Raw genomic sequence first — 23,398 nt, 5'->3', positions numbered from 1 at the left:
GTGCGGCTCCCCGCACCCCCGACCGGGGACCCGGTCACAACGGACACGGCGGGACATCTCGGGGCCCCGTACCGGGGAGTTCCGGACCCGTCCGGCGGGCGGTCGCGGGCTCAGCCGGGGGGCGGCTCGGACCCCACCAGCCACATGGCGAAGAACTGCGAGCCGCCCCCGTAGGCGTGTCCCAGGGCCCGGCGCGCCCCGGGCACCTGGTGCTCGCCCGCCGCGCCGCGCACCTGGAGCGCGGCCTCGGCGAAACGGATCATTCCGGATGCCCCGATCGGGTTGGCGGAGAGGACGCCTCCGGAGGGGTTGACGGGCAGCTCGCCGTCGAGGGCGGTGACACCGGACTCGGTGAGCCGCCAGCCCTCGCCCTCGGCGGCGAAGCCCAGGTTCTCCAGCCACATCGGCTCGTACCAGGAGAAGGGGACATAGATCTCGGCCACGTCGATCTCCCGGCGGGGGTCGGTGATCCCGGCCCGCCGGTAGACCTCGGCGGCGCAGTCCCGTCCGGCCCGGGGCGACACGGGGTCCTTGCCCGCGAAGAGGGTGGGCTCGCTGCGCATCGCGCCGCCGTGCAGCCACGCGGGCGGACGGGGCGCGCGGGCGGCGCCCGCCCGGCCGGTGAGGACCATGGCACAGGCCCCGTCGGACGAGGGGCAGGTCTCGGAGTAGCGGATGGGGTCCCACAGCATGGGGGACGCCTGGACCTTCTCCAGGGTGATGTCGTGCTCGTGCAGATGGGCGTACGGGTTCCGCAGGGCGTTGCGGCGGTCCTTGTAGGCGACGAGGGAGCCGATGGACGGCGGGGCGCCGCTGCGCCGGATGTAGGCGCGGACATGGGGCGCGAAGAAGCCGCCCGCGCCCGCGAGCAGCGGCTGCTGGAAGGGGACGGGCAGGGACAGGCCCCACATGGCGTTGGACTCGGACTGTTTCTCGAAGGCCAGGGCGAGGACGGTGGCGTGCACCCGGGCGGTGACGAGCTGGGCGGCGACCAGCGCGGTGGAGCCGCCGACGGAGCCCGCGGTGTGCACCCGGAGCAGGGGTTTGCCGACCGCGCCGAGGGCGTCGGCGAGATACAGCTCGGGCATCATGACGCCCTCGAAGAAGTCGGGGGCCTTGCCGATGACGACGGCGTCGATGTCGGCCCAGTCCAGCCCGGCGTCGTCGAGGGCGCGCCGGGCGGCCTCGCGGACGAGTCCGGCGATGGAGACGTCGCGGCGGGCGGCGGCGTGCCGGGTCTGGCCGATCCCGACGACGGCCACGGGCTCAGCGGTCACGGGGGTCTCCTTCCAGGACGGCCACGAGGTTCTGCTGGAGGCAGGGTCCGGAGGTGGCGTGGGCGAGGGCGCGGTCGCTGTCCCCCCGGTGGATGCGGGCCGCCGCCTCGCCGACGCGGATCAGCCCGGCGGCCATCAGCGGATGGGCGGCGAGCGCTCCGCCGGACGGGTTGACGCGGACCTCGGGGCCCAGGTCCAGGGCCCGGCGCAGCACGACCTCCTGGGAGCTGAAGGGCGCGTGCAGCTCCGCCGTGTCGACGGGCCGGGTGAAGGCGCCCGCGCGTTCGGCGGCCAGCCGGGTGGAGGGCGAGTCGGTGAGGTCGCGCACCCCGAGGCCATGGGGTTCGATCCGGTGGTCCATGCCCCGGAGCCAGGCGGGGCGCGCGCACAGCCGGCGGGCGCCCGGCCCGGCCGCGATGATCATCGCGGCGGCGCCGTCCCCGATCGGCGGGCAGTCCCCTCTGCGCAGCGGCCGGACGATGTGGTCGCCCTGCGGGACGTCCCCCGTGAGCTGGGCGTGGGGGTGGTGGGCGGCGTCGGCGCGGCTGCGGGCGCCGATCGCCGCGAGGGCGTCCTCGTCGGTGAGCCCGGCGTCGATGAGGGCCTGGGCCTGGAGTGCGGCCAGCGCGATCGGGTCCGGCCACAGCGGGGCGGTGTAGTAGGGGTCGAGCTGGCGGGTGAGGACGTCGCGCAGCGGGCCGGAGGACGACTTCCCCCAGGCGTAGACGAGCGCGGTGTCGGCCTCGCCGGTCAGCAGTTTCACCCATGCCTCGTACAGGGCCCAGGCGCCGTCCATCTCGACATGGGACTCGCAGATCGGCGGCCAGGCGCCCACGCCGTCCAGGGCCATGGTGAACGAGAAGGCGCGGCCCGCGAGATAGTCGGAGGAGCCGGAGCAGGTGAAGCCGATGTCCCCGGTGCGCAGCCCGGTCCGGTCCAGGACCTGGTGGATCACCGGCATGACCATCTCGACCTCGGAGAGGTCCTCGGTGCGGCGCCGGTGGTCGCTCTGGGCGAAGGCGACGACGGCCACCTCCCTAGGGGCGCCGCTCACAGCATCTCCTCGCCGGTGTCGGCGTCGGGTTCGCCGGTGGGCCGGTAGTGGTCGGGGTGGAGGTCTCCGGGCTTCCAGACGGGTTCGACCCGCAGCCCCACGCGGACCTGGTCGCAGGGGATGCCCGCGATCCGGCCGTGCAGGGGGAGGTCGGCCCCGTCCAGGGCGATGTGGGCGTAGACATAGGGCACGTCGATATCGAGGTTGCGGGCCTTGATGTTGACGACGCAGTAGGTGGTGACGGTGCCGCGCGGGCCGGTGGCCACCTCCTCGGTGGTGGCGACCCCGCAGGTGGGGCAGGCGCCCCGGGGCGGTACGTACACCTTGCGGCAGGAGGGGCAGCGCTCGCCGGTGATGCGCCGTTCGGCGAGGGCGTGGAGGTGGGCGCTCTGGGCGCGGCCGGGGGTGTAGGTGTAGTCGAGGCGGGCGGGGGTGACGATGCCGGTGACGGGGTCGGGGAAGGTGCCGTCGTGGGGTACGGGGACGGCCGCCGCCCCGTCCTCCGTCCCCGGCACGGGCTCCGGCGCCGCTTCCGCTTCCGTTTCCATTTCCGTTTCTGCTTCTGCTTCTGCTTCCGGTTCGGGTTCCGGTTCGAAGCAGGCGATGTCGGTGATGGCTCCGGTGCGTTCGGCGGCCCAGCGGACCCGGACCCGCAGCCCGGTGCGGACGGCTTCGGGGCCGGGCGCGTCGAGGACGTGCAGCAGCGCGGTGTCGGCGCCGTCGAGCCGGACCAGGACCCAGGCGAAGGGGGTGTCCAGCGGCTGGCCGGGGCGGGGGTCCGGGTTCCAGGCCCAGGTGGTGACGGTCCCCGCGGTGCCCACCCGGACGAGTGCGCCGATCTCCTCGGCGGTGTCCGGGTCGTACTCCACCGGGGGGACGAGCACCCGGCCGGAGCCGGTGCGGACCCCGAGGACGGTGCGTTCGCGCAGCCCGGTGAGGAAGGCGCGCTGGACGGGTCCGAGGGAGCGGGTGAAGGGGAACTCCACCACGACGGGGGCGCGCAGCGTCGATGACATCGTCGGCTCCTCGGGTCAGGCGCGCCGGTAGACCGGGTCGCGCTTCTCGGCGAAGGCGCGGGCGCCCTCCCGGGCGTCCTCGGTGGCGAAGACGGGCCGGCCGCGTTCCAGCTCGGCGGCGAGCCCCTCGGTCTCGGTCAGTTCGGCGGTCTCGTAGACGGATGCCTTGATCGCCTCGACGGCCAGCGGGCCGCAGGCGTTGATCTGCGCGGCGATGGCGAGGGCCCGGTCCAGTGCGGTGCCGTCGGGGACGACATGGCCGATCAGCCCGATGGCCAGCGCCTCCTCCGCGCTGTAGGGGCGGCCGGTGAGCAGCATCTCCAGGGCGTGGGTGCGCGGGATCTGGCGCTGGAGGCGCACGGTGGAGCCGCCGATGGGGAAGAGTCCGCGCCGGACTTCGTAGAGACCGAAGACGGCACTCGTGCCCGCGACCCGGATGTCGGTGCCCTGGAGGATCTCGGTGCCGCCCGCCACACAGGGGCCCTCGACGGCGGCGACGACCGGTTTCCGGGGCCGGTGGTGGCGGAGCAGTGCCTTCCAGTGCAGATCGGGGTCGGCGTCCATGCGGTCCCGGTAGCCCTGGCCGGTGAGGCCACCCGTCCCGCTCGCGGCGAGGGCCTTGAGGTCCATCCCGGCGCAGAAGGCGCCGCCCGCGCCGGTGAGCACGATCGAGCGGACGGCGTCGGTGGCGTCGGCCTCCTGCCAGGCGTCGTACAGGCCGACGAGCATGGGCAGCGAGAGCGCGTTGCGGGCCTCGGGCCGGTTGAGGGTGATCACCAGGGTGGCACCCGTACGGCGGACGGTCAGATGTTCGGTCCCGGCGGCCCGGGGGGCCGGGGTGGTGTCGGGGGGCTCCGGCGGTTCCCCGGGCCGCGGCGGTGGCGGTGCCGCCGACCGCGGTGACGGCGGTGCCGCCGAGTGCGGTGACGCTTGTGGCGACGGTGACGGGTGTGCCGGTTCCGGCGGCGGTGACGGCTGTCCTGCGGTCTGCGGCATGTGCGGACTCCCCTCCCGGATCGAGAACAGGTTGCAGGAGGGTCGGCCGAGGTTCAATAGTTTTCTGACGCACAGTCAGTTTTGTTCGCCGGGCCCCTTCCCCCGTACGGCCGTCGGCGCTCTAATGGCGGCCGGGCCCCGGCGCCCGCCGGGCGGACCGGACGAGGAGCAACGGGAGGGCCGGTGGAGTACAACCTTGCGGACCTGTTCGAGTCGGTCGTGGACGCGGCCCCGGAGCGGGAAGCCCTGGTCTGCCTCGACCTCCCCGGCACCGGGGCCGAGCGCCGGCTGACCTACGCGGAGCTGGACGCCGCCGCCAACCGGGTCGCCCACCATCTCACCGGGGCCGGGATCGGGCCGGGCGAACATGTGGGCCTCCACCTCTACAACGGCGTCGAGTACGTCCAGACCCTCTACGGCTGCCTCAAGGCGCGGATCGTCCCGGTCAATGTCAACTACCGCTATGTCGAGGACGAGCTGGCCCATCTCTACCGGGACACCGACCTCGTGGGGCTGGTCTTCGACGCCGAGTTCACCGACCGGGTCGCGGGGGCGCTGCCGCGGACGGAACGGCTGCGGCATCTGGTACGGGTGGGGCACCCGGGGGCGGGGGCATCGTCCGGCGGCCCCGCCGGGTCCGCGGTCCCCTTCGCGGAGGCGACGGCCGCGGCCCCGCCGGAGCGCGGCTTCGCCGTGCGCTCGGGCGACGACCTGTTCCTCATCTGCACCGGCGGCACCACCGGAATGCCCAAGGGGGTGATGTGGCGTCAGGAGGATCTGTTCTTCTCCGGACTGGGCGGCGGCGCGCCGACGGGCGAGCCCGTCCGTACCCCCGGTGAGCTGGCCGAACGGGTCGCGGCGGGCGGCGCGGGGCTCACGTTCTTCCCCACCCCGCCGCTGATGCACGGCACCGCGGCCATGACGGCGCTGATCGGACTCCACTACGGGCAGCGGATCGCGCTGCACCGCCGGTTCTCCCCCCAGGACGTGCTGCGGACCGTCGAGAAGGAGCGGGTCAGCGCGATGTCGCTGGTCGGGGACGCGATGCTGCGGCCCCTGGTGGACGCGCTGCGCGGGCCGATGCGGGGCACCGACCTCTCCTCGCTGTTCACCGTGTCGTCCTCGGGCGCGATCCTGTCGGAGACGGTGCGCGCGCAGTTCGCGGAGCTGGCACCCCGGGTCCGGCTGATCAACAACTTCGGTTCCTCGGAGTCCGGTTTCAATGGGACGGCCACCGGGGACGCGGGCCCGGAGCGGGGCTTCCGGGTCGAGGTCAACGCCCGGACGGCGGTGGTGGACCCGGTGACCCACGGCCCGGTCGCCCCCGGGGAGCCGGGCCGGATCGCCCAGCGGGGCCATGTCCCGCTCGGCTACTACAACGACCCGGAGAAGACGGCGGAGACGTTCTTCGAGCGGGACGGCGAGCGCTGGGTGCTGCTGGGCGACATGGGGACGGTGGGCGCGGACGGGGTCGTCACCGTCCTGGGGCGGGGCTCGCAGTGCATCAACACCGGGGGCGAGAAGGTGTACCCCGAGGAGGTCGAGCAGGCGCTCAAGGCCCATCCCGATGTGTACGACGCCCTGGTGGCGGGGGTGCCCGACGCGACCTGGGGGAACCATGTGGCGGCCGTGGTGCAGCCCCGGGCGGGGGCGGAGCCGCCGACGCTGGAGGAGATCCAGCGGCACTGCCGGGCCCGGCTCGCCGGGTACAAGATCCCCCGCCGGCTCGTGACCGTTCCGGAGATCCGGCGCTCGCCGAGCGGCAAGGCGGACTACCGCTGGGCGGTGACGGTGGCGACCGGGGCGGCGGACCGGGGCTGAACGGTCCGGACGCCCGGCCCCCGGCCGCACGACGGGGGCCGGGGCCGGACGGCGGTCAGATGCCGAACTCCCGCAGCGCGTCCAGGAACGCGTCCGGGTACTTCTCGTGGATGCGGTGTCCGGCGTCCACGGTCACCAGCCGCGCCCCCGGGATCAGCCCGGCCATCCGGGCCAGCCCGTCCTGGTCGATCGGGCTGCGCGGACCGCCGCCGATGACGAGGGTGCGGGCCTCGACCGCGGACAGCCGCTCGGTCCAGAGCGGGTCGGGGTCGTTCAGCTCGGCGTCGATCCGGGCGAACATCCGCCAGTCGTAGCCCGGTTCACCGTCCTCGTGCCAGGTGGGCAGGGGTTCGGCGGGCGGGAACGGCGGCGGCGGGTCCTCCATCACCAGCCGGTCCACCAGCTCGGGTTCCTCCTGGGCCAGCAGCAGCGCCGCGAAGCCCCCCATGGAGTGCCCGACGACGTCGACGCTGTCCAGGCCGAGGCCCCGGATGAACGCGCTCAGCTCGTTCCGTAACCGGGGGAAGCCGTAGGCGCCGGGCCAGTCGCTGAGGCCGTGGCCGCCGAAGTCGAACGCGTAGACCCGGCGGGTGGCGGCGAGCCGTTCGGCGACGGCGGTCCAGCCCGCGCCGCTGCCGCCCCGGCCGTGGACGAGGACGACCGGGGGCGCGCCGGGGTCCCCCCAGACGCGGTAGGCGAGCCGGACCCCGTCCGCGTCCAGCTCGCTGATGTCCGGGGCCAGGAAGGCCCGTACGGACCGCACGAAGCCGCCGGGGTCGTCCAGCCAGGGGTGGTGCACATCGGCGCGGCCGTCGTAGGGGAAGAGCGGGGCGAGGTCGGCGGCGCGGGCCGGGCGGGGGCGGCCGTCCCGGTTCGCGGTGAGGACCAGCACGGGGGCCTGGAGGACGGCCAGGGCGGCCCGGGAGGGCCCGGGGTCGAAGCCGTCCGCGTGCCGGACCGTCCCGTCCTGGTCCGGTCCGGTCTCACCGGGGCGGGTGCCGGGGGCGATCAGGGTCAGGGAGCGCACGCGCTGCGGGTGCCGGGCGGCGTAGAGGGTGGCCAGATTCCCGGAGGCGGAGTGGGCCAGCAGATGGACCCGGTCCAGTCCCAGATGCTCGCGCAGGGCCTCGATGTCGTCCGTCTGGCGGTCCCAGCGGCAGGTCTGCGGATCGACCGGTTCCGCGGAGCCCCCGGTGCCGCGCAGATCCAGCAGGACCAGCCGGTGGTGGGCGTCCAGGCCGCCGAGCGTGCCGTAGTAGGCGGCGGCGCGTACGGGGCCTCCGGACAGACAGATCAGCGGCTCCCCCGCCCCTTTCAGGTGGTAGGCGAGTTCCGTACCGTCGTATGCGGTGAACTTCGGCATGACCCGATCGTTGCCCGCCCGAGGTGGCCTCGGCAATGGTGCCGGTCCGTCCGGGCGCGTCGGAGGCGCCGCGCCCGGACCCGCGCGGGGCGGCCGAAGGCACCGCGCCCGGACGCCGGCGGCGGTCCGGCGCCCGGGTCCCGGACGTCCTGCGGGGCCGTCCCCGGAGGAGGGCGGGGGAGGGACGGGCCCGGGAGGACACCCGGTGGTGCGCCGTGATTTCACCCGTGCGGAGGAACGCGCCGGACCCGGGGCCGAAGCCGCGCCGGACCCGGCACCCGGCGGCTCCGCGGCGCGGGACGCCGGGGGTGCGGCGGCGCGGGGGGCGGGAAACGCGGCGGCTCAGGGGGCGCGGGACGCCGGGGGTGCGGCGGCGGGAGCGCGGCGGCTCAGGGGCTGAAGGACAGGAAGACGAAGGCCGCGAAGAGCGCCAGGTGCACCCCGCCCTGGAGCAGGGTCGCCCGGCCCGGGACGACAGTCAGGGCGCTGACCACGGCCGTGAGCGCCAGCAGCACCATATGGACGGCGTCCTCGCCCAGCACCAGCGGCCCCGACAGCCAGATCGAGGCCAGCGCGATCGACGGGATCGTCAGCCCGATGCTCGCGATGGCGGAGCCGTAGGCGAGGTTGAGACTGGTCTGGAGCCGGTTGCGGCGGGCGGCGCGGGCCGCCGCGAGGGTCTCGGGCAACAGGACCAGCAGGGCGATCGCCACACCGACGACGGCCTTGGGCAGCCCGGCGGAGTCCACGGCGCCCTCGATGGCGGGCGAGACGAGCTTGGCGTTCCCGACCACGGCGATGAGCGCCACGACGAGCAGCACCACGCTCGACAGGGTCTCCCGGCCGCCGGGCGGCGGAGCGTGGTCGTCGGGCCCGCACTCCCCGGCGCCGGTGCGCACGGGGAGGAAGTAGTCGCGGTGCCGCACCGTCTGCACGCCGACGAACAGCGCGTACAGACACAGGGACGAGACGGCGGCGAACGCGAGCTGCCCACCGGTGAACTCCAGCCCCGGGTGGCTGGTGGTGAAGGTGGGCAGCACCAGTGTCATGGTGGCGAGCGTGCACACAGTGGCGAGGGCGCCGCCGGAGCCCTCCGCGTTGAAGACGGCGACCCGGTTGCGGAGGGTGCCCACGAGGAGGGAGATGCCCACGATCCCATTGCAGGTGATCATGACGGCGGCGAAGACGGTGTCGCGGGCGTAGGTGGACGCCTTGTCGCCGCCCTCCGCCATCAGGGTGACGATCAGCCCGACCTCGATGACGGTGACGGCGACCGCGAGCACCAGGGAGCCGAAGGGCTCGCCGACCCGGTGGGCGATGACCTCGGCGTGGTGGACGGCGGCGAGCACGGCGCCGATCAGACAGAGGCCGATGAGCGCCAGCGCGAAGCCGGGCAGCTCCCGGCCCCAGCCCAGGGCGAGCGCGACGATCGCGACGAGCGGCACCCAGGAGGTCGTCCACCGCCGTGCCGTGCCGGGCGTCTGCCGTGCCGTGCCGGGCGTCATGCCCGCCACGCTGCCAGCCGGGGGCGCCGGGCGCGCGGGCTGTTGCGCCAACGGGGTCAGCGGGCGGCCCCGCGGGTGCGCGGGCGGTTCAGACGGCCCGGTCGCGGCCCGCCCAGTAGGGGTCCCGCAGGGTGCGCTTGTAGAGCTTGCCATTGGGGTCGCGGGGCAGGGCGGTGGTGAAGTCGACGGTCCGGGGGCGTTTGTAGGAGGCGAGCAGCCGGGCGCAGTGGGCGAGGATGTCGGCGGCGAGGGCCTCGTCCGGCCGCTGTCCCCCGGCGGGTTCGACGACCGCCTTGACCTCCTCGCCCCACTCCGGGTGCGGGATGCCGAAGACGGCGGCGTCCGCCACGGCGGGGTGGGCGAGCAGCGCGGACTCGATCTCGGCGGGGTAGATGTTGACCCCACCGGAGATGATCATGTCGATCTTGCGGTCGCGCAGGAACAGCCAGCCGTCCTCGTCGAGCACGCCGAGATCGCCGACGGTGAAGAACTCCCCGACGCGGGCGCGCTCCGTCTTGGCCTCGTCCTTGTGGTAGCGGAAACTCCCGGTGGACATCCGCAGATAGACGGTGCCCTCCTCGCCCGGGGGCAGCCGTTCGCCGTTGTCGTCGAGGACGGCGATCTCGCTGATGGGCCAGGCGCGGCCGACGGTGCCGGGCCGTTTCAGCCAGTCGTCGGCGGTGGCGAAGGTGCCGCCGCCCTCGCTCGCGGCGTAGTACTCCTCGATGCACGTCCCCCACCAGTCGATCATCGCCCGTTTCACCTGGGCGGGGCAGGGGGCGGCGCCGTGGATGGCGTGCCGCATCGAGCCGACGTCGTAGCGGGCGCGTACCGCGGCGGGCAGGGCGAGCAGCCGGTGGAAGTGGGTGGGGACCATATGGGTGTGGGTGCAGCGGTGTTCCTCGATCAGCCGGAGCATCTCCTCGGGGCTCCAGCGGTCCATGAGGACCAGGGGGTGGCCGATGTGGAGGGAGGCGGCGGCGAACTGGAGCACGGCCGTGTGGTAGAGCGGGGAGCAGACCAGATGGACGTTGTCGCCGAAGGGCCGGATGCCGAAGAAGCCGAGGAAGCCGCCGAGATGGGTTTCCTCGGGGAGTTTCCCGGGCAGGGGGCGGCGGATTCCGCGCGGGCGTCCGGTGGTGCCGGAGGTGTAGTTCATGACCCAGCCGAGGGTGCGGTCCGCGGGCGGGGTGCCGGGGTGTCCCGCGAGAAGTTCCCCGTAGGGGCGGAAGCCGGGGACGGTCCCGACCGCGTAGCGGTGGCTCGCGGGGAGCCCGGCCGCGTCGGCGGCGGTGACGGCCGCCCCGGCGAAGCGTTCATGGGCGACGAGGGCCCTGGCCCCGGAGTCGGCGACGATCCAGGCGATCTCGGAGCCGACCAGATGGTGGTTGACGGGGACGAGATAGAGACCGGCCTGGGCGGCGGCGAGGTGGGCGGTGAACAGTTCGACGCCGTTGGGGAGGACGACCGCGAAGGCGTCGCCCCGGTCGAGTCCGGCCGCGCGCAGCCCGTGGACCATCCGGTTCACGGCCGTGTGCAGCCGGCCGGCGGTCCAGCGCGTGCCGTCGGGCGCGGTGAGGACGACCCGTTCGGGGTCGGCCGCCGCCTGGGCCCAGAATCCGTTGGGCGGTTCGGGCATCGGTCAGCTCCTTCCGGCGATGCGGTGCAGCCGGGTGACGGCCCGTTCGAAACCCCGGGTCAGATCGTCGACGACGGCCCGGACGGAGCGCTCGGACGTCATGCTGCCGACGATCTGTCCGACGGGGGTGCCGAGCAGGGGGGTGGCCTCGTACCGCTGGATCCGGGAGACGGCGTCGGCGACCAGCAGCCCCTGGAGCGGCATGGGGAGGGCTCCGGGGCCCTCGGGGTCGTCCCAGGCGTCCGTCCAGGCGGTGCGGAGCTGGCGGGCGGGTTTGCCGGTGAGGGCGCGGGAGCGGACGGTGTCGCCGGAGCCCGCCGCGAGGAGTCTGGCGGTGAGGGCGCGGGAGGGGAGTTCGGCCTCGGTGGTGGTGAGCCACAGGGAGCCGAGCCAGACGCCCTGGGCGCCCAGGGCGAGCGCGGCGGCGATCTGCTCCCCGCTGCCGATGCCTCCGGCGGCGAGCACGGGCAGCGGGTCGACGGCGGCCACGACCTCGGGGGTGAGCACCATGGTGGCGATCTCGCCGGTGTGGCCGCCCGCCTCGTACCCCTGGGCGACGACGATGTCGATCCCGGCCTCGGCGTGGCGGCGGGCGTGGCGGGCGCTGCCCGCGAGGGCGGCGGTCCTGACACCGTGGCCGCGGGCGCGGGCGACGACGTCCGGGGGCGGGGGGCCCAGGGCGCTGGCGAGCAGCCGTACGGGGTAGTCGAACGCGACGTCGAGCTGGCGGCGGGCGACCTGTTCCATCCAGCCGGTGATCCGCCAGCCGCCGCGCTCGTCCCCGGGCAGCTCCGGTACGCCGTGCCGGTCCAGGATCTCCTGGACGTAACGGCGGTGCCCGTCGGGGATCATGGCCTCGGCCTCGGCCTCGGTGTCGCCCGCCGCCCGGTGCGCGGGCATGACGACGTCGAGGCCCCAGGGCCGGCCGCCGCAGTGCCGCTCCAGCCGGTCGAGGTCGCGCCTGAGGTCGTCAGGGTCGGAGTAGCGGACGGCGCCGAGGACACCGAGGCCGCCCGCACGGCTGAGGGCGGCGGCGACCGCGGGGAACGGCGTGAAGCCGAAGAGCGCGTGCTCGATCCCGAGGGCTGTGCTCAGCTCCGTCTTCATGAGCGGCAGGATGCCGCAGCGGCAGGGGCGAGGGAAGAGAAATTCTGATGAAGCGTCAGATTCTTTGCCGGGGTACGGGCGCCGGGGTGGTTGACAGCCCCCGGGCGGCGGCAGAAAGTTTCTCTGCCGATCGAAGTTGATCGAGATTCCAAAAAATACTTTCAGGAGTGGTTGGCGGATGACCGAGGGCGGCACGGAAGCGGGCACGGCGGGGACCGGAGGACCGAGAGGGCTCAGCGGGCTCAGCGGGCTCAGCAGACGGCGCCTGGGGGGCGGGGTCCTGGCCCTGGGCGGCGCGCTGGCCCTGACGCCCCTGCCCTTCGCTGAGGCGGCGGCGGGCGGCGGACCGGCCGGAGGCCCCGGCGGGACACGGACGGCGGGGCACGGCGCGGGCGGGGCCCCGGGGCAGCGCGCGGACACCGTGCGCGGCGGACGGCGGACGACCCTGCGCCCCGGCACCCCCGAGCGGGCCGGGCTGCTCCCCGGCCCGCTGGAACACCTGGTCACCGACGCCGAACGGTATCTCGGCCCCTCCCCCGCCCGGCCCTGGTACGCGGGGGCCGTCCTGCTCGCCGGGCGCGGCGGCACCGTGGCCCTGCACCGTCCCATCGGCTGGGCCCTGCGCTACTCCGGATACGACGAGCGGACCGACACCGGCGTCGAACTCCCCCCGGAGCAGCGCGTCCCGATGACCCGGGACACCGTCTTCGACCTCGCCTCCGTCTCCAAACTCTTCACCGCGATCCTCGCGACCCGCCAGGTCGAGCGCGGCGAACTGGAGCTGGAGGCGCCCGCCGCGCGCTATCTGCCCCCGTTCGGCGCGGCGGGCAAGGCGGAGATCACCGTACGCCAGTTGCTGACCCACACCTCGGGGCTGCGCTCCTGGCTCCCCTTCCACCGGGAACCGACCCCGGAGGGGCGGCTGCGGATGCTGTGGGAGGAGGTTCCGGCGAAGCCGCCGGGGAGCGCGTACCTCTACTCGGACGTCAATCTCATCGCGCTCCAGCTCATCCTGGAACGGCTCAGCGGTCGCCCGCTGGATGCGCTGCTCCACGAGGAGATCACCGCTCCGCTCGGGATGCACCGCACGCGTTTCAATCCCCCCGCCTCCTGGCGGCCCCTGATCGCCGCCACCGAGGACGCCCGGCCCCCGTGGTCCGGCCTGGACCGGGGGCTGATCCGGGGCGAGGTGCACGACGAGAACGCCTACGCGTTCGGCGGGGTGGCGGGCCACGCCGGGGTGTTCGCCCCCGCCTGGGATCTCGCGGTGCTCGCCCGCACCCTCCTCAACGGCGGGTCCTACGGGCGGGCCAGGATTCTGCGGCCCGCCTCCGTGGACCTCATGCTCAGCGACTTCAACACCGCGTTCCCCGGGGACGAGCACGGGCTGGGCTTCGAGCTGTACCAGCACTGGTTCATGGGGGCGATGGCCACCCCCCACACCGCGGGTCACACCGGTTTCACCGGCACCAGCATCGTCATCGACCGCACCACGGACTCGTTCCTCGTCGTCCTCGGCAACTCCGTGCACCCCGTCCGCCGCTGGCGCTCGGGCAGCGCGCCCCGGGCCACCGCCGCCGGACATCTGGCGCGCGCGGTGCCCGTGCGCCCGGCGAGCGGCCGTACGGCCTGGTTCTCCGGCCTCACCACCAGCGGGGCCGGTACCCTCACGCTGCCGCCGCTGGCCCTCGGCGGCGCGGGGCGCGCCCGGCTGTGCTGCGCCCTGTGGTGGGACACCGAACCGCCGTCGGACACCCTGACCCTGGAGGGGTCGGGCGACGGCGGCGCCACCTGGCGGCCGGTGCCCTTCGTGACCGTCCCCGCGGAGGGGGACGGGGGGGACGGGGCGCCGACCGCCCATCCCACCGGCACGGTGAGCGGCTGGTCCGGACGGATCTGGCACCGGCTGACGGCGGACCTCTCCGCCTGGCCGCCGCCGAACGCCACCGGCACCGGCACCGGCACCGGCACCGGCACCGGGGTGCGTCTGCGCTGGCGCTACTCGGCACCGGGCCCGATCGGCGGCCGGGGCGTCTACGTCGACGCGATCCGCGTCGAGTCCGCGGGGCGGACCCTCTTCGACGATTCCCGCCCCCGGGACGCGGCCCGCATCGGGACGGACGGCTGGACGGCGTCCGCGGACTGAGCGGGCCCGTGTCCGGGGGCGTGCCATCCGGCCGGGCCGGAACGGGGCCACTCACGGCCGGGACAGCACCGCAGGCACGGAGGGGCGGATTCCGGCGCGTGTCTCCCCCAGGCCCGGGGCACTTGCCCGGCTCCCGGTGGTCGGGGAGGACGCGCCCCAGGTCCGGGACCGGGACCGGGGCGGTCCGACGGATCGGGCCGGTCGGGGCGGTTCCGCCCGCCTGCGGGGGAGCGTCCCGCTGCGGGGTGTCTCCTCCCGTGCCCGCACAGCGCGACCGACGGCGACGCCGGGCCCGGCGCCCGGGCGTCAGCCAGGGGTGCGGTGTCCGGCACACGGCCCCGCACCGTCGGGCGGACCCCGAGGAGCGCCGTCGACATGGCGTCGTCCGCCCCGGGAGGCGCCCCCGTGCCCGGGCCGGTGCCCACCGGCTCCCCGCCGCTGCCGGGCGGGAGGGGGCGGCCGTCACCGGCAGAGGTGCGGGAGGACCCGCACGGCGGCCGGGCCGGAACGGCGCCACTCACGGCCGGGGCCGGGCGGGCGGCTCGTGCGCCCGGCCGGGGATCGCGGTACCGCGCCCGCACCCGTTCCCCGGCGGGGGCCGCCGCCTTCCGGGGCGTCAGGACGGGGGCTGCTTCCGGTCGGGTGGGACGATCGCGAAGGCCTCGATCTCCATCAGGAAGTCGGGGGACACCAGCGAGACGACCTGGAAGGCGGACGACGCCGGGAGCCGGGTGGGGTCCATCACCTCGTTCCGGGCGATCGCGGTCTCGGCCAGATGGGCGACATCGGCCATGTAGTACGTCAGTTTGACCACGTCGTCGAAGGTCGCGCCCGCCGCCGCGAGGCAGCGGCGCAGATTGGCGAAGACCTGGCGGGCCTGGGCCAGCGGGTCGCCGGGGCCGACGAGGGCGCCGTTCCCGTCGAGGGCGAGCTGGCCGGAGACCGCCACGAACCGGCCGGTGCCGGTGACCACATGGGTGTAGCCGGTCGCCGGGGCCACCCCCTCGGGGCTGTGGATGTGCCGTAGATGCTGGGTCGTCATCCGGCCATGATCACATGGCCGTTGGCCTCTGTCACCGGGCTGCCCGTCCTGGTCAGGGCCCCGGGGGCACGGGGTGCGCGGGCTCCCGGCCGGGGGCCCAGGACAGGTCCCGGCCGCCCTGGGTGCCACGCCGCCCGCGCAGGGCGGCGACCCGGCGGTACAGCTCCATGGCCTCCGTGTGCCGTCCGAGCTGTTCCAGACAGTGCGCCTCGTCGTTGCGGCCCGCGAGCGCCTCGGGGTGGTCGGCGCCGAACACCCGCTCCCGGCCCGCGGCCACCTCCCGGTAGACGGTCAGCGCCTCGTCCCAGCGGCCGAGCCAGCCCAGGCCCACCGCGACCTCCCGTCGGCTGACCAGGGTGTCGGGGTGGTCCTCGCCCAGCACCCGGGCGCGCACCGCGCTCACCTCGCGGGCCTGGGCCAGGGCCTCGTCCCAGCGGCCGAGCCTGCCCAGGTTGACCCCGATGCCGTGGCGGGCGCGCAGGGTCTCCGGGTCCTCGGGCCCCGCCACCCGGACCCGGTCCGCCGCCAGCTCCCGGTACAGCTCCAGCGCCTCCGCGCCCCGGCCGAGCCGTCCCAGGCTGATGCCGACCTCGTAGCGGGCCGCGAGCGTGTCGGGGTGGTCGGGGCCGAGGGCGCGCCCCCGGGCCCCGGCCACGTCCCGGTAGGTCTCCAGCGCCTCCGTCCAGCGGCCGAGCCGCCCCAGGGCGTAGGCCACCTCGTACCGGGTGACGAGGGTGTCCGGGTGCTCGGCGCCCAGCACCGCCGCGCGGGCCGAGGCCACGTCGCCCGCCATCCGGTGGGAGTCCTCAAGACGGCCCAGTCTGCTGAGGTTGAAGGCGAGGTTGTGGCGGCAGCGCAGGGTGTCGGGGTGCCCGGCGCCCATGGTCCGCTCCCGGGCGGCGAGCACGGCCGTGTAGACGTCGTTGGCCTCGAAGTGCCGTCCGAGCTGGCCGAGGACGTAGGCGGTCTCCTGCCGGGCGGCCAGCGTGTCGGGGTGGTCCGCGCCGAGGGTGCGCTCCCGGCCCTCGGCGACCCGGCGGAACTCCCGCAGCGCGTCCTCGGCCCGCCCGGTCCTGCTGAGGCTGAAACCGATCTCGTACCGGCTGGCGAGCGTGTCGGGGTGGTCGGGGCCGAGGGCGTGCCCCCGCTCGGCGGCGACCGCGCGGTGGACCTCGCCCGCCTCCTCCCAGCGGCCCAGCCTGCCGAGGCTCAGCCCCGCGTTGTGCCGCCCCGCGAGCTGGGAGAGCAGCTCCGCCGGCGGGGCGGGGCGCGCCGGGGCCGCCGCCGGGCGCGGCAGCGCGCCGCGCGGGTCGGCGGTGGTCGTCCACTCGGCGGTCAGCCCGGCGGTGTGGTCGGGCAGGGCAAGGCGCAGCCCGGCAGCGGGGGCCGGGCGGCCCGCGGTCATGCCCCGGGTCCACGGCGGCAGCGGCACGGCGGCGGGGGCCGCGCGCCCGCTCCCGGGGGCGCCCGCGGGCACGATGCGCCGCCGCAGCTCCCCGGCGTCGGCGGGGCGCTCCCCGGGGGACTTGGCGAGCAGGTCGAGCACGATCCGCTCGAAGGCGCCGGGGATGTCCCCCCGGTGGGCACGGAGCGGCTGCGGCACGGTGTCCCGGTGCCCGACGAGGACGGCCCAGGCGTCCTCGTGGTCGAAGGGCGGCGCGCCGGTGGCGATCTCGTAGAGCACGCACCCCAGCGAGTAGAGGTCGCTGCGGTGGTCGACCTCCCCGCCGCCGATCTGTTCGGGGGACATGTAGTGCGGGGTGCCCATGGCGACGCCCACGCCGGTGAGCCGGGAGGAGATGCCCATGCCCTGGCCGAGCCGGGCGATGCCGAAGTCGCAGATCTTCACCGTGCCGTCGTCGAGCCGCATGATGTTGGCGGGTTTCAGATCGCGGTGGACGATGCCCCGGCCATGGGTGTACGCGAGGGCGTCGGCGACCTGTCCGGCGATGTCGACGATCTCGGCGACGGGCAGCGGACGGCGGCCGTTGTCCTCCAGGAGCTGGCTGAGGTTGCGGCCCTCCAGCAGTTCCATGACGAGATAGAGCACGCCCTCGTACTCGCCGAAGTCGTGGACGACGGTCACGCCGCGGTGCTGGAGGGCCGCGGCGACACGGGCCTCACGGCGGAACCGTTCCCTCAGTACCGTGGTGAACCCGGCGTCGTGCTGGGACGGCCCCATCGGTTTGAGGCACTTGACCGCGACGCTCCGCCCCAGTGCCTCGTCCACGGCGCGCCAGACCTCGCCCATGCCGCCCCGGCCGATGACCTCGACCAGTCGGTACCGGCCCTGGATCAGCCCGGTCCGCGTCCCCGTGTCCCCCATCGCGCGCTGCCGCCCCCGTCGCCGTGCCCCGCTCTCTCCGGTGGGTCCAGTATGGCCCCGGGGTCGCGCAGTTTGTACGGGGTGGGGCGGGCGCCGGGGCCGAGACGGGCCATCGCGCCCACGATCTGGCCCGGCGGCACCCGCCAGCGCAGCCCCGCGGGCACCGCGCGCAGCACTCTGCCGGTGCCGACGAGTCCGCGGGTGACGCGTTCGGGCGCGGGCGCGGGCCGCCCGTACAGCTCATGGGCGTACGGGGGCAGGGAGGCGTAGGCGAGGGCGCTGATCCTGCGCCACAGCAGCGCGCGGGCGGGGACGAGCGGCGCGGGGACGGGGGGACGGCGCAGGAAGTCCTCGACGGCGCGGGCGTCGGGGCCCGCGGTCAGCAGCGGGCGGACCCGCTCGAAGTAGGCCGCCAGCCCGGCGGTGGTGGCGGGCACCCGCTCGGGGTCGAGCCCGACCAGCCGGGCGCGTTCGCGGTGTTCGCGGACGCAGCGGTCGGCCAGGGCGGCGCCGATCGGGAAGCCGGAGCGGCGCAGGACATGGAGGTAGGAGTCGACCTCGGCGCAGTGCACCCAGAGCAGCAGCTCGGGTTCGTCGACGCCGTAGCGTTCGCCGGTCGCCGGGTCGGTGGCCTTGAGCCGGGCGTGGATGCCCCGGACCTTGGCGGCGGCGCGTTCGGCGGCCTCGGTGGTGCCGTAGGTGACGATCCCGACGAACTGGGCCGTGCGCATGAGCCTGCCCCAGGCGTCATGGCGGAAGTCGGAGAACTCCAGGATGCCCCGGACGGCGCGCGGGTGCAGCGCCTGGAGGTAGAGGGCGCGGACCCCGGCGATCCACATCATCGGGTCGCCGTGCATCTGCCAGATGACGGAGTCGGGGCCGAAGAGGCCCGGGTCGGGCCGCTCCCCGGCCCCCGGTGAGCGCGGCGTCGGCGGTTTCCGGTCGTCTGCCGTGGGCATGGGCGGCTCCCCCCTCGGACGGCCCTGCCCGGCACGCTGCATCGGACAGGTGTTCCCCGGACGCTGCCCGGCGGCGCGGCCGTCGTCAACCCCTCGCCGTACGGAAGGTACGGGCGCTCAGGCGCCCGGGGAGGTCCCGGAAGATCCAGCGGGCCCCGACGGCCCCGGGGGCCGGGGGGACGCCGGAGGCTCCGGAGGTCCCGGAGGTCCCGGAGGTCCCGGAGGTCCCGGAGGTCCCCCCATCATCCGCAGCATCGCCGCCCCGCCGGTACGGAGGAAGCGCACCAGCAGCGCCGCCGCCAGGGCCAGGAAGACCAGGTTGAGGACGGTGGTGTCGTTCCAGGTGACGCCGGTCCGCGGCAGCACGGCCCCGGCCCGGTCCGGGATCAGGCCGAGCGCGCCGAGGAGCAGCTCGACCGTGTACCCGGCGACGACCGCCGCCGCGTAGAGCGTGGCCGCCAGGAAGAGCGCCATCCGCGCGCCGTAGTAGCGGCGGTAGATGTTCAGGACGGGCAGGATCAGCAGATCGGCGAAGAGGAAGGCGATCACCCCGCCGAAGCTGATGCCGCCCTGCCAGAGCACCACCGCGAGCGGCACGTTGCCGATCGAGCAGACGAACGAGGCGACGGCCACCACCGGGCCGATCAGCGGGCCCCACACCTTCTCGGCGAGCGGATGGCCGGTGAAGAAGAAGCCCTGCCAGAAGGAGTCCGGCACCCAGGCGGCGACGGCGCCGGCGATCAGCAGCCCCAGCACCAGGTCCCGCAGGACCGCCGCCCACTCCATCACGAAGACCCGGGAGACCGCGGTGTACCCCGCCGGGGAGAGCAGCCGCCGTGCGAAGGGGCCGGTGGACGGCAGGGACATGTCCATGGCCGCGTGGCCCTCCATGGACCCGGCGAGGCCCCGGTCCGCCTGCCGCCGCGCCGCGCGCAGCGAGCCGTCGTCGAGCAGCCGGCGGAACAGCACCGCGAGTACGGCGATCATGACCGGTCCGCCGATGAACTCGGCGAGCGTGAACTGCCAGCCCATCAGCAGCGCGAGGATCACTCCGAGTTCGACGACCAGGTTGGTGGAGGCGATCTGGAAGGCGATCGCCGCGGTGAAGTCCGCGCCCTTGCGGACGAGGGAACGGGCGAGCGCGACGGCGGCGTACGAGCAGGACGAGGAGGCGGCCCCGAGGGCGGCGGCCACGGCGAGCGTCCGCGGCCGGTCGTCGCCCAGCAGGGACACCACGGTGGATCTGCGCACCAGCGCCTGCACCACGGCGGAGAGGGCGAAGCCGAGGATCAGGGCCCAGGTGATCTCCCAGGCCATGGCCCCGGCGAGGGCCAGCGCATGGGCGAGGGCGGGGAACACGCCCGCATCCTCCCGGGGGGAGGCGACCGTCCGGGGGCCGACACGCCGCACGCGCCGGCCCGGCGCCGCCGCGCCCCGGACCGTCCCCGGTCGCCGTCCCGCACGGCGGCGACCGGGGACGGCGGGACAGGGCGCGGTGCCCGGCGGGACGCGGTGCGCCACCGGGCGTATGGGCCGGGCGGCCGAAAAATTGAGCGGAAGGCGGCTCCCGTCCGTGTTGTCCGTCAGACCCGGCACGCGCCCGGGGGCCGGTCCGGCAGGGGCCCGGCCCGGACGGCAGCGGCCCACGCCGCACCGAAGGGACACACGACCACCATGACCGTGACGGCGCCTCGACCGGCGAACGACTCCCCCGCGGCACCGCGGCCCGCCGGTGCGCTGCGGCATCTCATCGGCAGGCGGCACCGCCGCAGACCGGTGTCGGGTGTTCCGCTCACCCGCCTGCTCCTGTGGGAGGCGAGCGGGGCGCTGACCGCCGCGGCGGCGCTCGGCTCCGGCCCGGTACGGGGCGGCGCGCTGCTCGCCGCCCTCGTCCTCGGCGTGACGGTCACGGTACGGCCGCGGTGGCGGCGGCTGTGCGAGCTGCTGGGGGCTCCGCTGCGCCACCGCGGACGGCCGGGCGGCGCGCGGCCCGCCGGACCGCTCGCCCCGCTGCGGGAGCTGCTGCCGGAGCTGGAGGTGCACCGGGCCGAGGGGCGGGGCCGGGGGCGGCTGGGCGCCGTGCACGACGGCCGGGCCTGGGTCTGTCTGATCGCCGTGGAACGGGGTGCCGGGCGGCGGCTGCCGCTGCGCGGACTCGGCGGGCTCCTCCGGCTGGACGGTGTCGCCCTGGAGTCGGTGCAGCTCCTGGTCCACGGCGTCACCGCACCCGGTGGGGCGGACGCGGCGTCCGGGCTGTGCGCCACCGCGTACCGGCAGCTCAACACGGAACCCCTGCCGCTGCTCCGGCAGACCTGGGTCGCCCTGCGGCTGGGCGGGGCGCCGGGCCCCGGGGACCTCGCGTCCCGGGGCTGCGACGAGCCGGGGGCCCTGCGGGCGCTGCGCCGGGCCGCGTCGGCCGCCGTGACCGTCCTGGAGCGGGCCGGGTTCGGGGCGAGGGTCCTGGACGCGGCCGAGGCCACCGAGGCGCTGGCGGAGGCCGCCGGGCTGCCGCCGGTGCCGGAGGGGCCCGACCCGGAGGGCGGTCCGGCGGCCCCGTACCCGTGGACCGGTCACCCGGCCCCGTCCGCCGCGTGCTGCGACGGCGACCCGGGCGGGGAGCGGATCGCCGCGCGGGCCGCCGGGCCCGCGGGCGTCACCGAGTCCCGGTACGGGGTGCGGGCCGCGGGCGTGCGCCATGTCACGTACCGCCTCCAGGAACCCGGCGGGGCCGGACTCACCGCGCTGCTGGAGCTGCTGACGGAGCTTCCCGTCCGGGCGACCGCCCTGGCGGTGACCCTCACCGGGCCCGCGCTGTGGACGGCGGCGGTGCGGGTCACGACCGTCGCGGACGACCCCGGCACCCCGGGGACCGCCGACGCGCCGTTCCCCGCGGACCTCGTGTCCGGTGGCCGGACCTGGTGCCTGGAGCGCCTGGACGGCGGACACGCCGCCGGGCTGCTCGCCACCCTCCCCCTGGGGCTGTCCACCGGACGGCCGCTCCGGTGCGCGGTGCCCGCCGGACCGGCGGCCCGGGCCGCGGGGGTCGTCCTCGGCACCGATCGGGACGGGCGGCCGAGCCCCGTGGAGCTGCTGCGCCGCGAACCCCTGCGGCTGGGGGTGCTGGTGCCGCACGAACGGGCCGCGCTGCTGGTCTTCCGGCTGCTGACGGCGGGGGCCGAGGTGCATGTGCGCTCGCCCCATCCGCAGGTGTGGGCCCGGCTGCTGCGGACGTCCGGCGCCGATCCGGCCCGGCTGGTGGTGGGGCTGCCGGGCGGCGCGACTCCCCCGCCCGGCGGTCCGCTGCGGCCGGTGGTGGTCGTCGACGAGTTCACCGGGAGCTGCGGCGCGCCCCGGCCCGATCTCGGCGCCTGGCAGATCGGGATCAGCCTGCACCACCGCGCCCCCGGCGGCGCCCGCGCCCTCGGCCGGTACGACGCCGTCCTCGCCCCCCGGCTCGCCCCGCCGCTCGCGCGTCAGCTCGCCGAGGCGTACGGGCTGCCCGCCGACGCGCTGCGGACGCTGCCGCTGCTGCCGGGGGACGCCACCGCGCTGATCCGGGCGGGCAGCCTGCGGACCCTGTGGGTGCGGCCGGTCCCGGCGGAGAAACACCTCACGGTCCCGGCCCGCCCCGTCAGCCACGGTGCCTGACCCCCGCACGGAACACGGGGCGCCGCCGGGAGGGGGCGGCGCCCCGTACCGCGCACCGGGGAGTCCCGGCCGTGGCCGGAAAGGACCGCCGGGAACCGCCCGCCGCCGCACCGGCGACCCGCCGACGCACGGATGTGAGCCACGCACGCCGACGGCCGGAAAGCGCCCCCGCGCTCACGGGCCCTGAGCCCCGGGCACCGCGGAGGGGTCGGGGGCCGGGTCGTCGGCGCCCTGTCCGTCCGGGTGCCCCGGCACGGCCCTCCCCGGGCCCAGAAGCCCGGGAGACACCCCCGCCGGACCGCCTGCCGGGAGGACGGCGCCCTGCCGACGACATGTGCCGTCCGTGGTCCGAAGGGACCGCCGGGGGATCAGCGCCCGGCGCGGCACCAGGGGAGGCACCGGCTGCCGCGGCCCCGCCGGCGACCGGACCCGAGCGGGGCACGGGCTCCGGCGGACGAGGACGCCCCGGGCGCTCCCGGGCGGCAGACCCCTGTCCGAAGCCCTCGTGGCGGAACGGCGCCCCGCGCTCCCGTATCCGCAGGACGCACCGGCCGGATACGGAACCCGGCCCCTGGGCACGGCCGGGCGCCGGACCGGAAGAGCCGTCCGGGGCCGGGGCATGCGCTCCGGGTGCGCAGGGCGCGTCCCGGGCCCCGGGACGGTGGACGCCGACGAGCGGCCGGGGGTGTTGCTCCGATCCTGCCGGGCCCGGGTGCCCGGCACCGCGCTCCCCCCGGGCCCGGCGGCTCGGGAGACACCCCGGCACGGCGCGGGGCCCCACCGCGGGACGCCCTCCCCCGCGAGCGGGAACCGCCCCCGGCCGGACCCGCTGCCCGATCCGGCCCGATCCGGCCCGGTCCGGACGCCGCTCCCTAGGCGAACGGGCCGGGGCCCCGGTCCTCCGGGCCCGGTCCGTCGTCCCGGGCCGCGGGTGGCAGCGGTGGCGGAATCACCGGGCCCGCCCCGCCGAAGGCGGCGAGCAGCATCGGCAGTTCGGCCAGTTCGAGGTATTCGGCGCGGCAGTCGGCGCACCACTGGACATGGGCCGCCACCACCCGGTCCTCCTCCGGAGTGAGCGCGTCGAGCACATACGCCCCCAGCAACAGCTTCACATGGGCTTCCGCCCGGTGCGGCTCAGTCACGCAGGCCCCCGATTCGTGTGCTCCGGCGCACCGGAGCCATCCTCCGGCCCGCCCCCGGGGCCATTCTGCGGACAGGTGCCGCACAACAACAAGGGCCGAAAGGGCCGTCGGCGTGTCGCCGTCGGCACCGGTCTCCCGCTCACCCGTCGGCCCGGCCCCCCTCGTGCGCCGTCAGTCGACAGGAGGTACGGGCCGTACCTCTGGGGGCCCTGGGGCCGGTGGGCGTGGCGCCGCCGCCGATGGCGGTGTCCGGCGCGCCCGTCGGCGGGTGCGCGGGGCCGTACGGGCTCTGGGGATCGTGCGGTGCCATGCGGAATCCTCACAGGTCAGGAGATGGAACTCTCCCTCCGGAGCACG

At 75.9% G+C, this 23,398-nt stretch carries 17 protein-coding genes; 3 read left to right on the top strand and 14 right to left on the bottom strand.

Translation table 11 applies throughout. From position 1 onward, the window contains the following. Nucleotides 1-110 precede the first annotated feature (110 nt). From CRV15_RS27360 to CRV15_RS27345, 4 genes are read right to left on the bottom strand one after another with little or no spacing between them, the layout of a single operon-like run. Complete coding sequence (locus tag CRV15_RS27360) at nt 111-1,277, bottom strand: thiolase domain-containing protein (protein WP_009995133.1); 1,167 nt, start codon at nt 1,275-1,277, stop codon at nt 111-113. Then, nucleotides 1,267-2,331: a thiolase domain-containing protein gene (locus tag CRV15_RS27355; RefSeq protein ID WP_003959305.1), complete on the bottom strand. Its 1,065-nt coding sequence runs from the start codon at nt 2,329-2,331 to the stop codon at nt 1,267-1,269. The genes CRV15_RS27360 and CRV15_RS27355 overlap by 11 nt, the downstream gene beginning before the upstream one ends. After that, complete coding sequence (locus CRV15_RS27350; RefSeq protein WP_003959306.1) at nt 2,328-3,347, bottom strand: Zn-ribbon domain-containing OB-fold protein; 1,020 nt, start codon at nt 3,345-3,347, stop codon at nt 2,328-2,330. Before CRV15_RS27350 ends, CRV15_RS27355 begins: the two co-directional genes overlap by 4 nt. Nucleotides 3,348-3,362: 15 nt before the next feature. Then, nucleotides 3,363-4,343 carry a crotonase/enoyl-CoA hydratase family protein gene (locus tag CRV15_RS27345; protein ID WP_003959307.1) on the bottom strand — a complete coding sequence of 327 codons (981 nt, stop codon included), beginning with the start codon at nt 4,341-4,343 and terminating at the stop codon, nt 3,363-3,365. Nucleotides 4,344-4,526: 183 nt separating this feature from the next. On the opposite strand from CRV15_RS27345, the gene CRV15_RS27340 reads away from it, so the two are divergent. Beyond that, a complete protein-coding gene (locus CRV15_RS27340; protein WP_009995138.1) occupies nt 4,527-6,164 on the top strand; it encodes an acyl-CoA synthetase in 1,638 nt (545 codons plus the stop codon). A 55-nt stretch (nt 6,165-6,219) separates the two neighbouring features. On the opposite strand, the gene CRV15_RS27335 is transcribed toward CRV15_RS27340, so the two are convergent. The 4 genes from CRV15_RS27335 to CRV15_RS27315 form a co-directional block, all read right to left on the bottom strand. Next, nucleotides 6,220-7,527, bottom strand: a complete 1,308-nt coding sequence (locus tag CRV15_RS27335; RefSeq protein WP_003959309.1) for an alpha/beta fold hydrolase — start codon at nt 7,525-7,527, stop codon at nt 6,220-6,222. Nucleotides 7,528-7,916: 389 nt separating this feature from the next. Continuing rightward, complete coding sequence (locus CRV15_RS27325) at nt 7,917-9,032, bottom strand: calcium:cation antiporter (RefSeq protein WP_003959310.1); 1,116 nt, start codon at nt 9,030-9,032, stop codon at nt 7,917-7,919. Between the two features lie 88 nt (nt 9,033-9,120). Beyond that, nucleotides 9,121-10,671, bottom strand: a complete 1,551-nt coding sequence (locus tag CRV15_RS27320; protein ID WP_003959311.1) for an acyl-CoA synthetase — start codon at nt 10,669-10,671, stop codon at nt 9,121-9,123. A gap of 3 nt (nt 10,672-10,674) precedes the next feature. Beyond that, nucleotides 10,675-11,778: an NAD(P)H-dependent flavin oxidoreductase gene (locus CRV15_RS27315; protein ID WP_003959312.1), complete on the bottom strand. Its 1,104-nt coding sequence runs from the start codon at nt 11,776-11,778 to the stop codon at nt 10,675-10,677. 178 nt (nt 11,779-11,956) lie between these two features. On the opposite strand from CRV15_RS27315, the gene CRV15_RS27310 reads away from it, so the two are divergent. Beyond that, the gene (locus CRV15_RS27310) at nt 11,957-13,924 is read left to right on the top strand and encodes a serine hydrolase domain-containing protein (RefSeq protein WP_003959314.1); all 1,968 of its coding nucleotides are present in this window, start codon (nt 11,957-11,959) and stop codon (nt 13,922-13,924) included. Between the two features lie 616 nt (nt 13,925-14,540). Here CRV15_RS27310 and CRV15_RS27305 read toward each other — a convergent pair. The 4 genes from CRV15_RS27305 to CRV15_RS27290 form a co-directional block, all read right to left on the bottom strand. Then, entirely contained in the window at nt 14,541-14,966 is a 426-nt protein-coding gene (locus CRV15_RS27305) for a RidA family protein (protein WP_003959315.1), read from the bottom strand. Between the two features lie 52 nt (nt 14,967-15,018). Beyond that, a complete protein-coding gene (locus CRV15_RS27300) occupies nt 15,019-17,292 on the bottom strand; it encodes a serine/threonine-protein kinase (protein WP_003959316.1) in 2,274 nt (757 codons plus the stop codon). Next, the gene (locus tag CRV15_RS27295; RefSeq protein WP_009995143.1) at nt 17,262-18,251 is read right to left on the bottom strand and encodes an oxygenase MpaB family protein; all 990 of its coding nucleotides are present in this window, start codon (nt 18,249-18,251) and stop codon (nt 17,262-17,264) included. The genes CRV15_RS27300 and CRV15_RS27295 overlap by 31 nt, the downstream gene beginning before the upstream one ends. A gap of 117 nt (nt 18,252-18,368) precedes the next feature. Next, on the bottom strand, nt 18,369-19,610 hold the full coding sequence (locus CRV15_RS27290; RefSeq protein WP_009995144.1) for a permease: 1,242 nt from the start codon (nt 19,608-19,610) through the stop codon (nt 18,369-18,371). 315 nt (nt 19,611-19,925) lie between these two features. On the opposite strand from CRV15_RS27290, the gene CRV15_RS27285 reads away from it, so the two are divergent. Beyond that, nucleotides 19,926-21,899 carry a type VII secretion protein EccE gene (locus CRV15_RS27285; protein ID WP_003959319.1) on the top strand — a complete coding sequence of 658 codons (1,974 nt, stop codon included), beginning with the start codon at nt 19,926-19,928 and terminating at the stop codon, nt 21,897-21,899. Between the two features lie 872 nt (nt 21,900-22,771). Here the strand turns inward: CRV15_RS27285 and CRV15_RS37490 are convergent. Both CRV15_RS37490 and CRV15_RS36060 read right to left on the bottom strand, forming a co-directional pair. Further along, on the bottom strand, nt 22,772-23,041 hold the full coding sequence (locus CRV15_RS37490; protein WP_044972136.1) for a zf-HC2 domain-containing protein: 270 nt from the start codon (nt 23,039-23,041) through the stop codon (nt 22,772-22,774). Nucleotides 23,042-23,180: 139 nt separating this feature from the next. After that, the gene (locus tag CRV15_RS36060) at nt 23,181-23,351 is read right to left on the bottom strand and encodes a hypothetical protein (protein ID WP_162925201.1); all 171 of its coding nucleotides are present in this window, start codon (nt 23,349-23,351) and stop codon (nt 23,181-23,183) included. Nucleotides 23,352-23,398: the final 47 nt, after the last annotated feature.

Origin of the sequence: Streptomyces clavuligerus (genome assembly GCF_005519465.1) — a bacterium.
GTDB classification, from domain to species: Bacteria; Actinomycetota; Actinomycetes; order Streptomycetales; family Streptomycetaceae; genus Streptomyces; species Streptomyces clavuligerus.
Note: the sequence above shows the minus strand (reverse complement) of the source record. Positions and strands in the feature narration are given on the sequence as shown.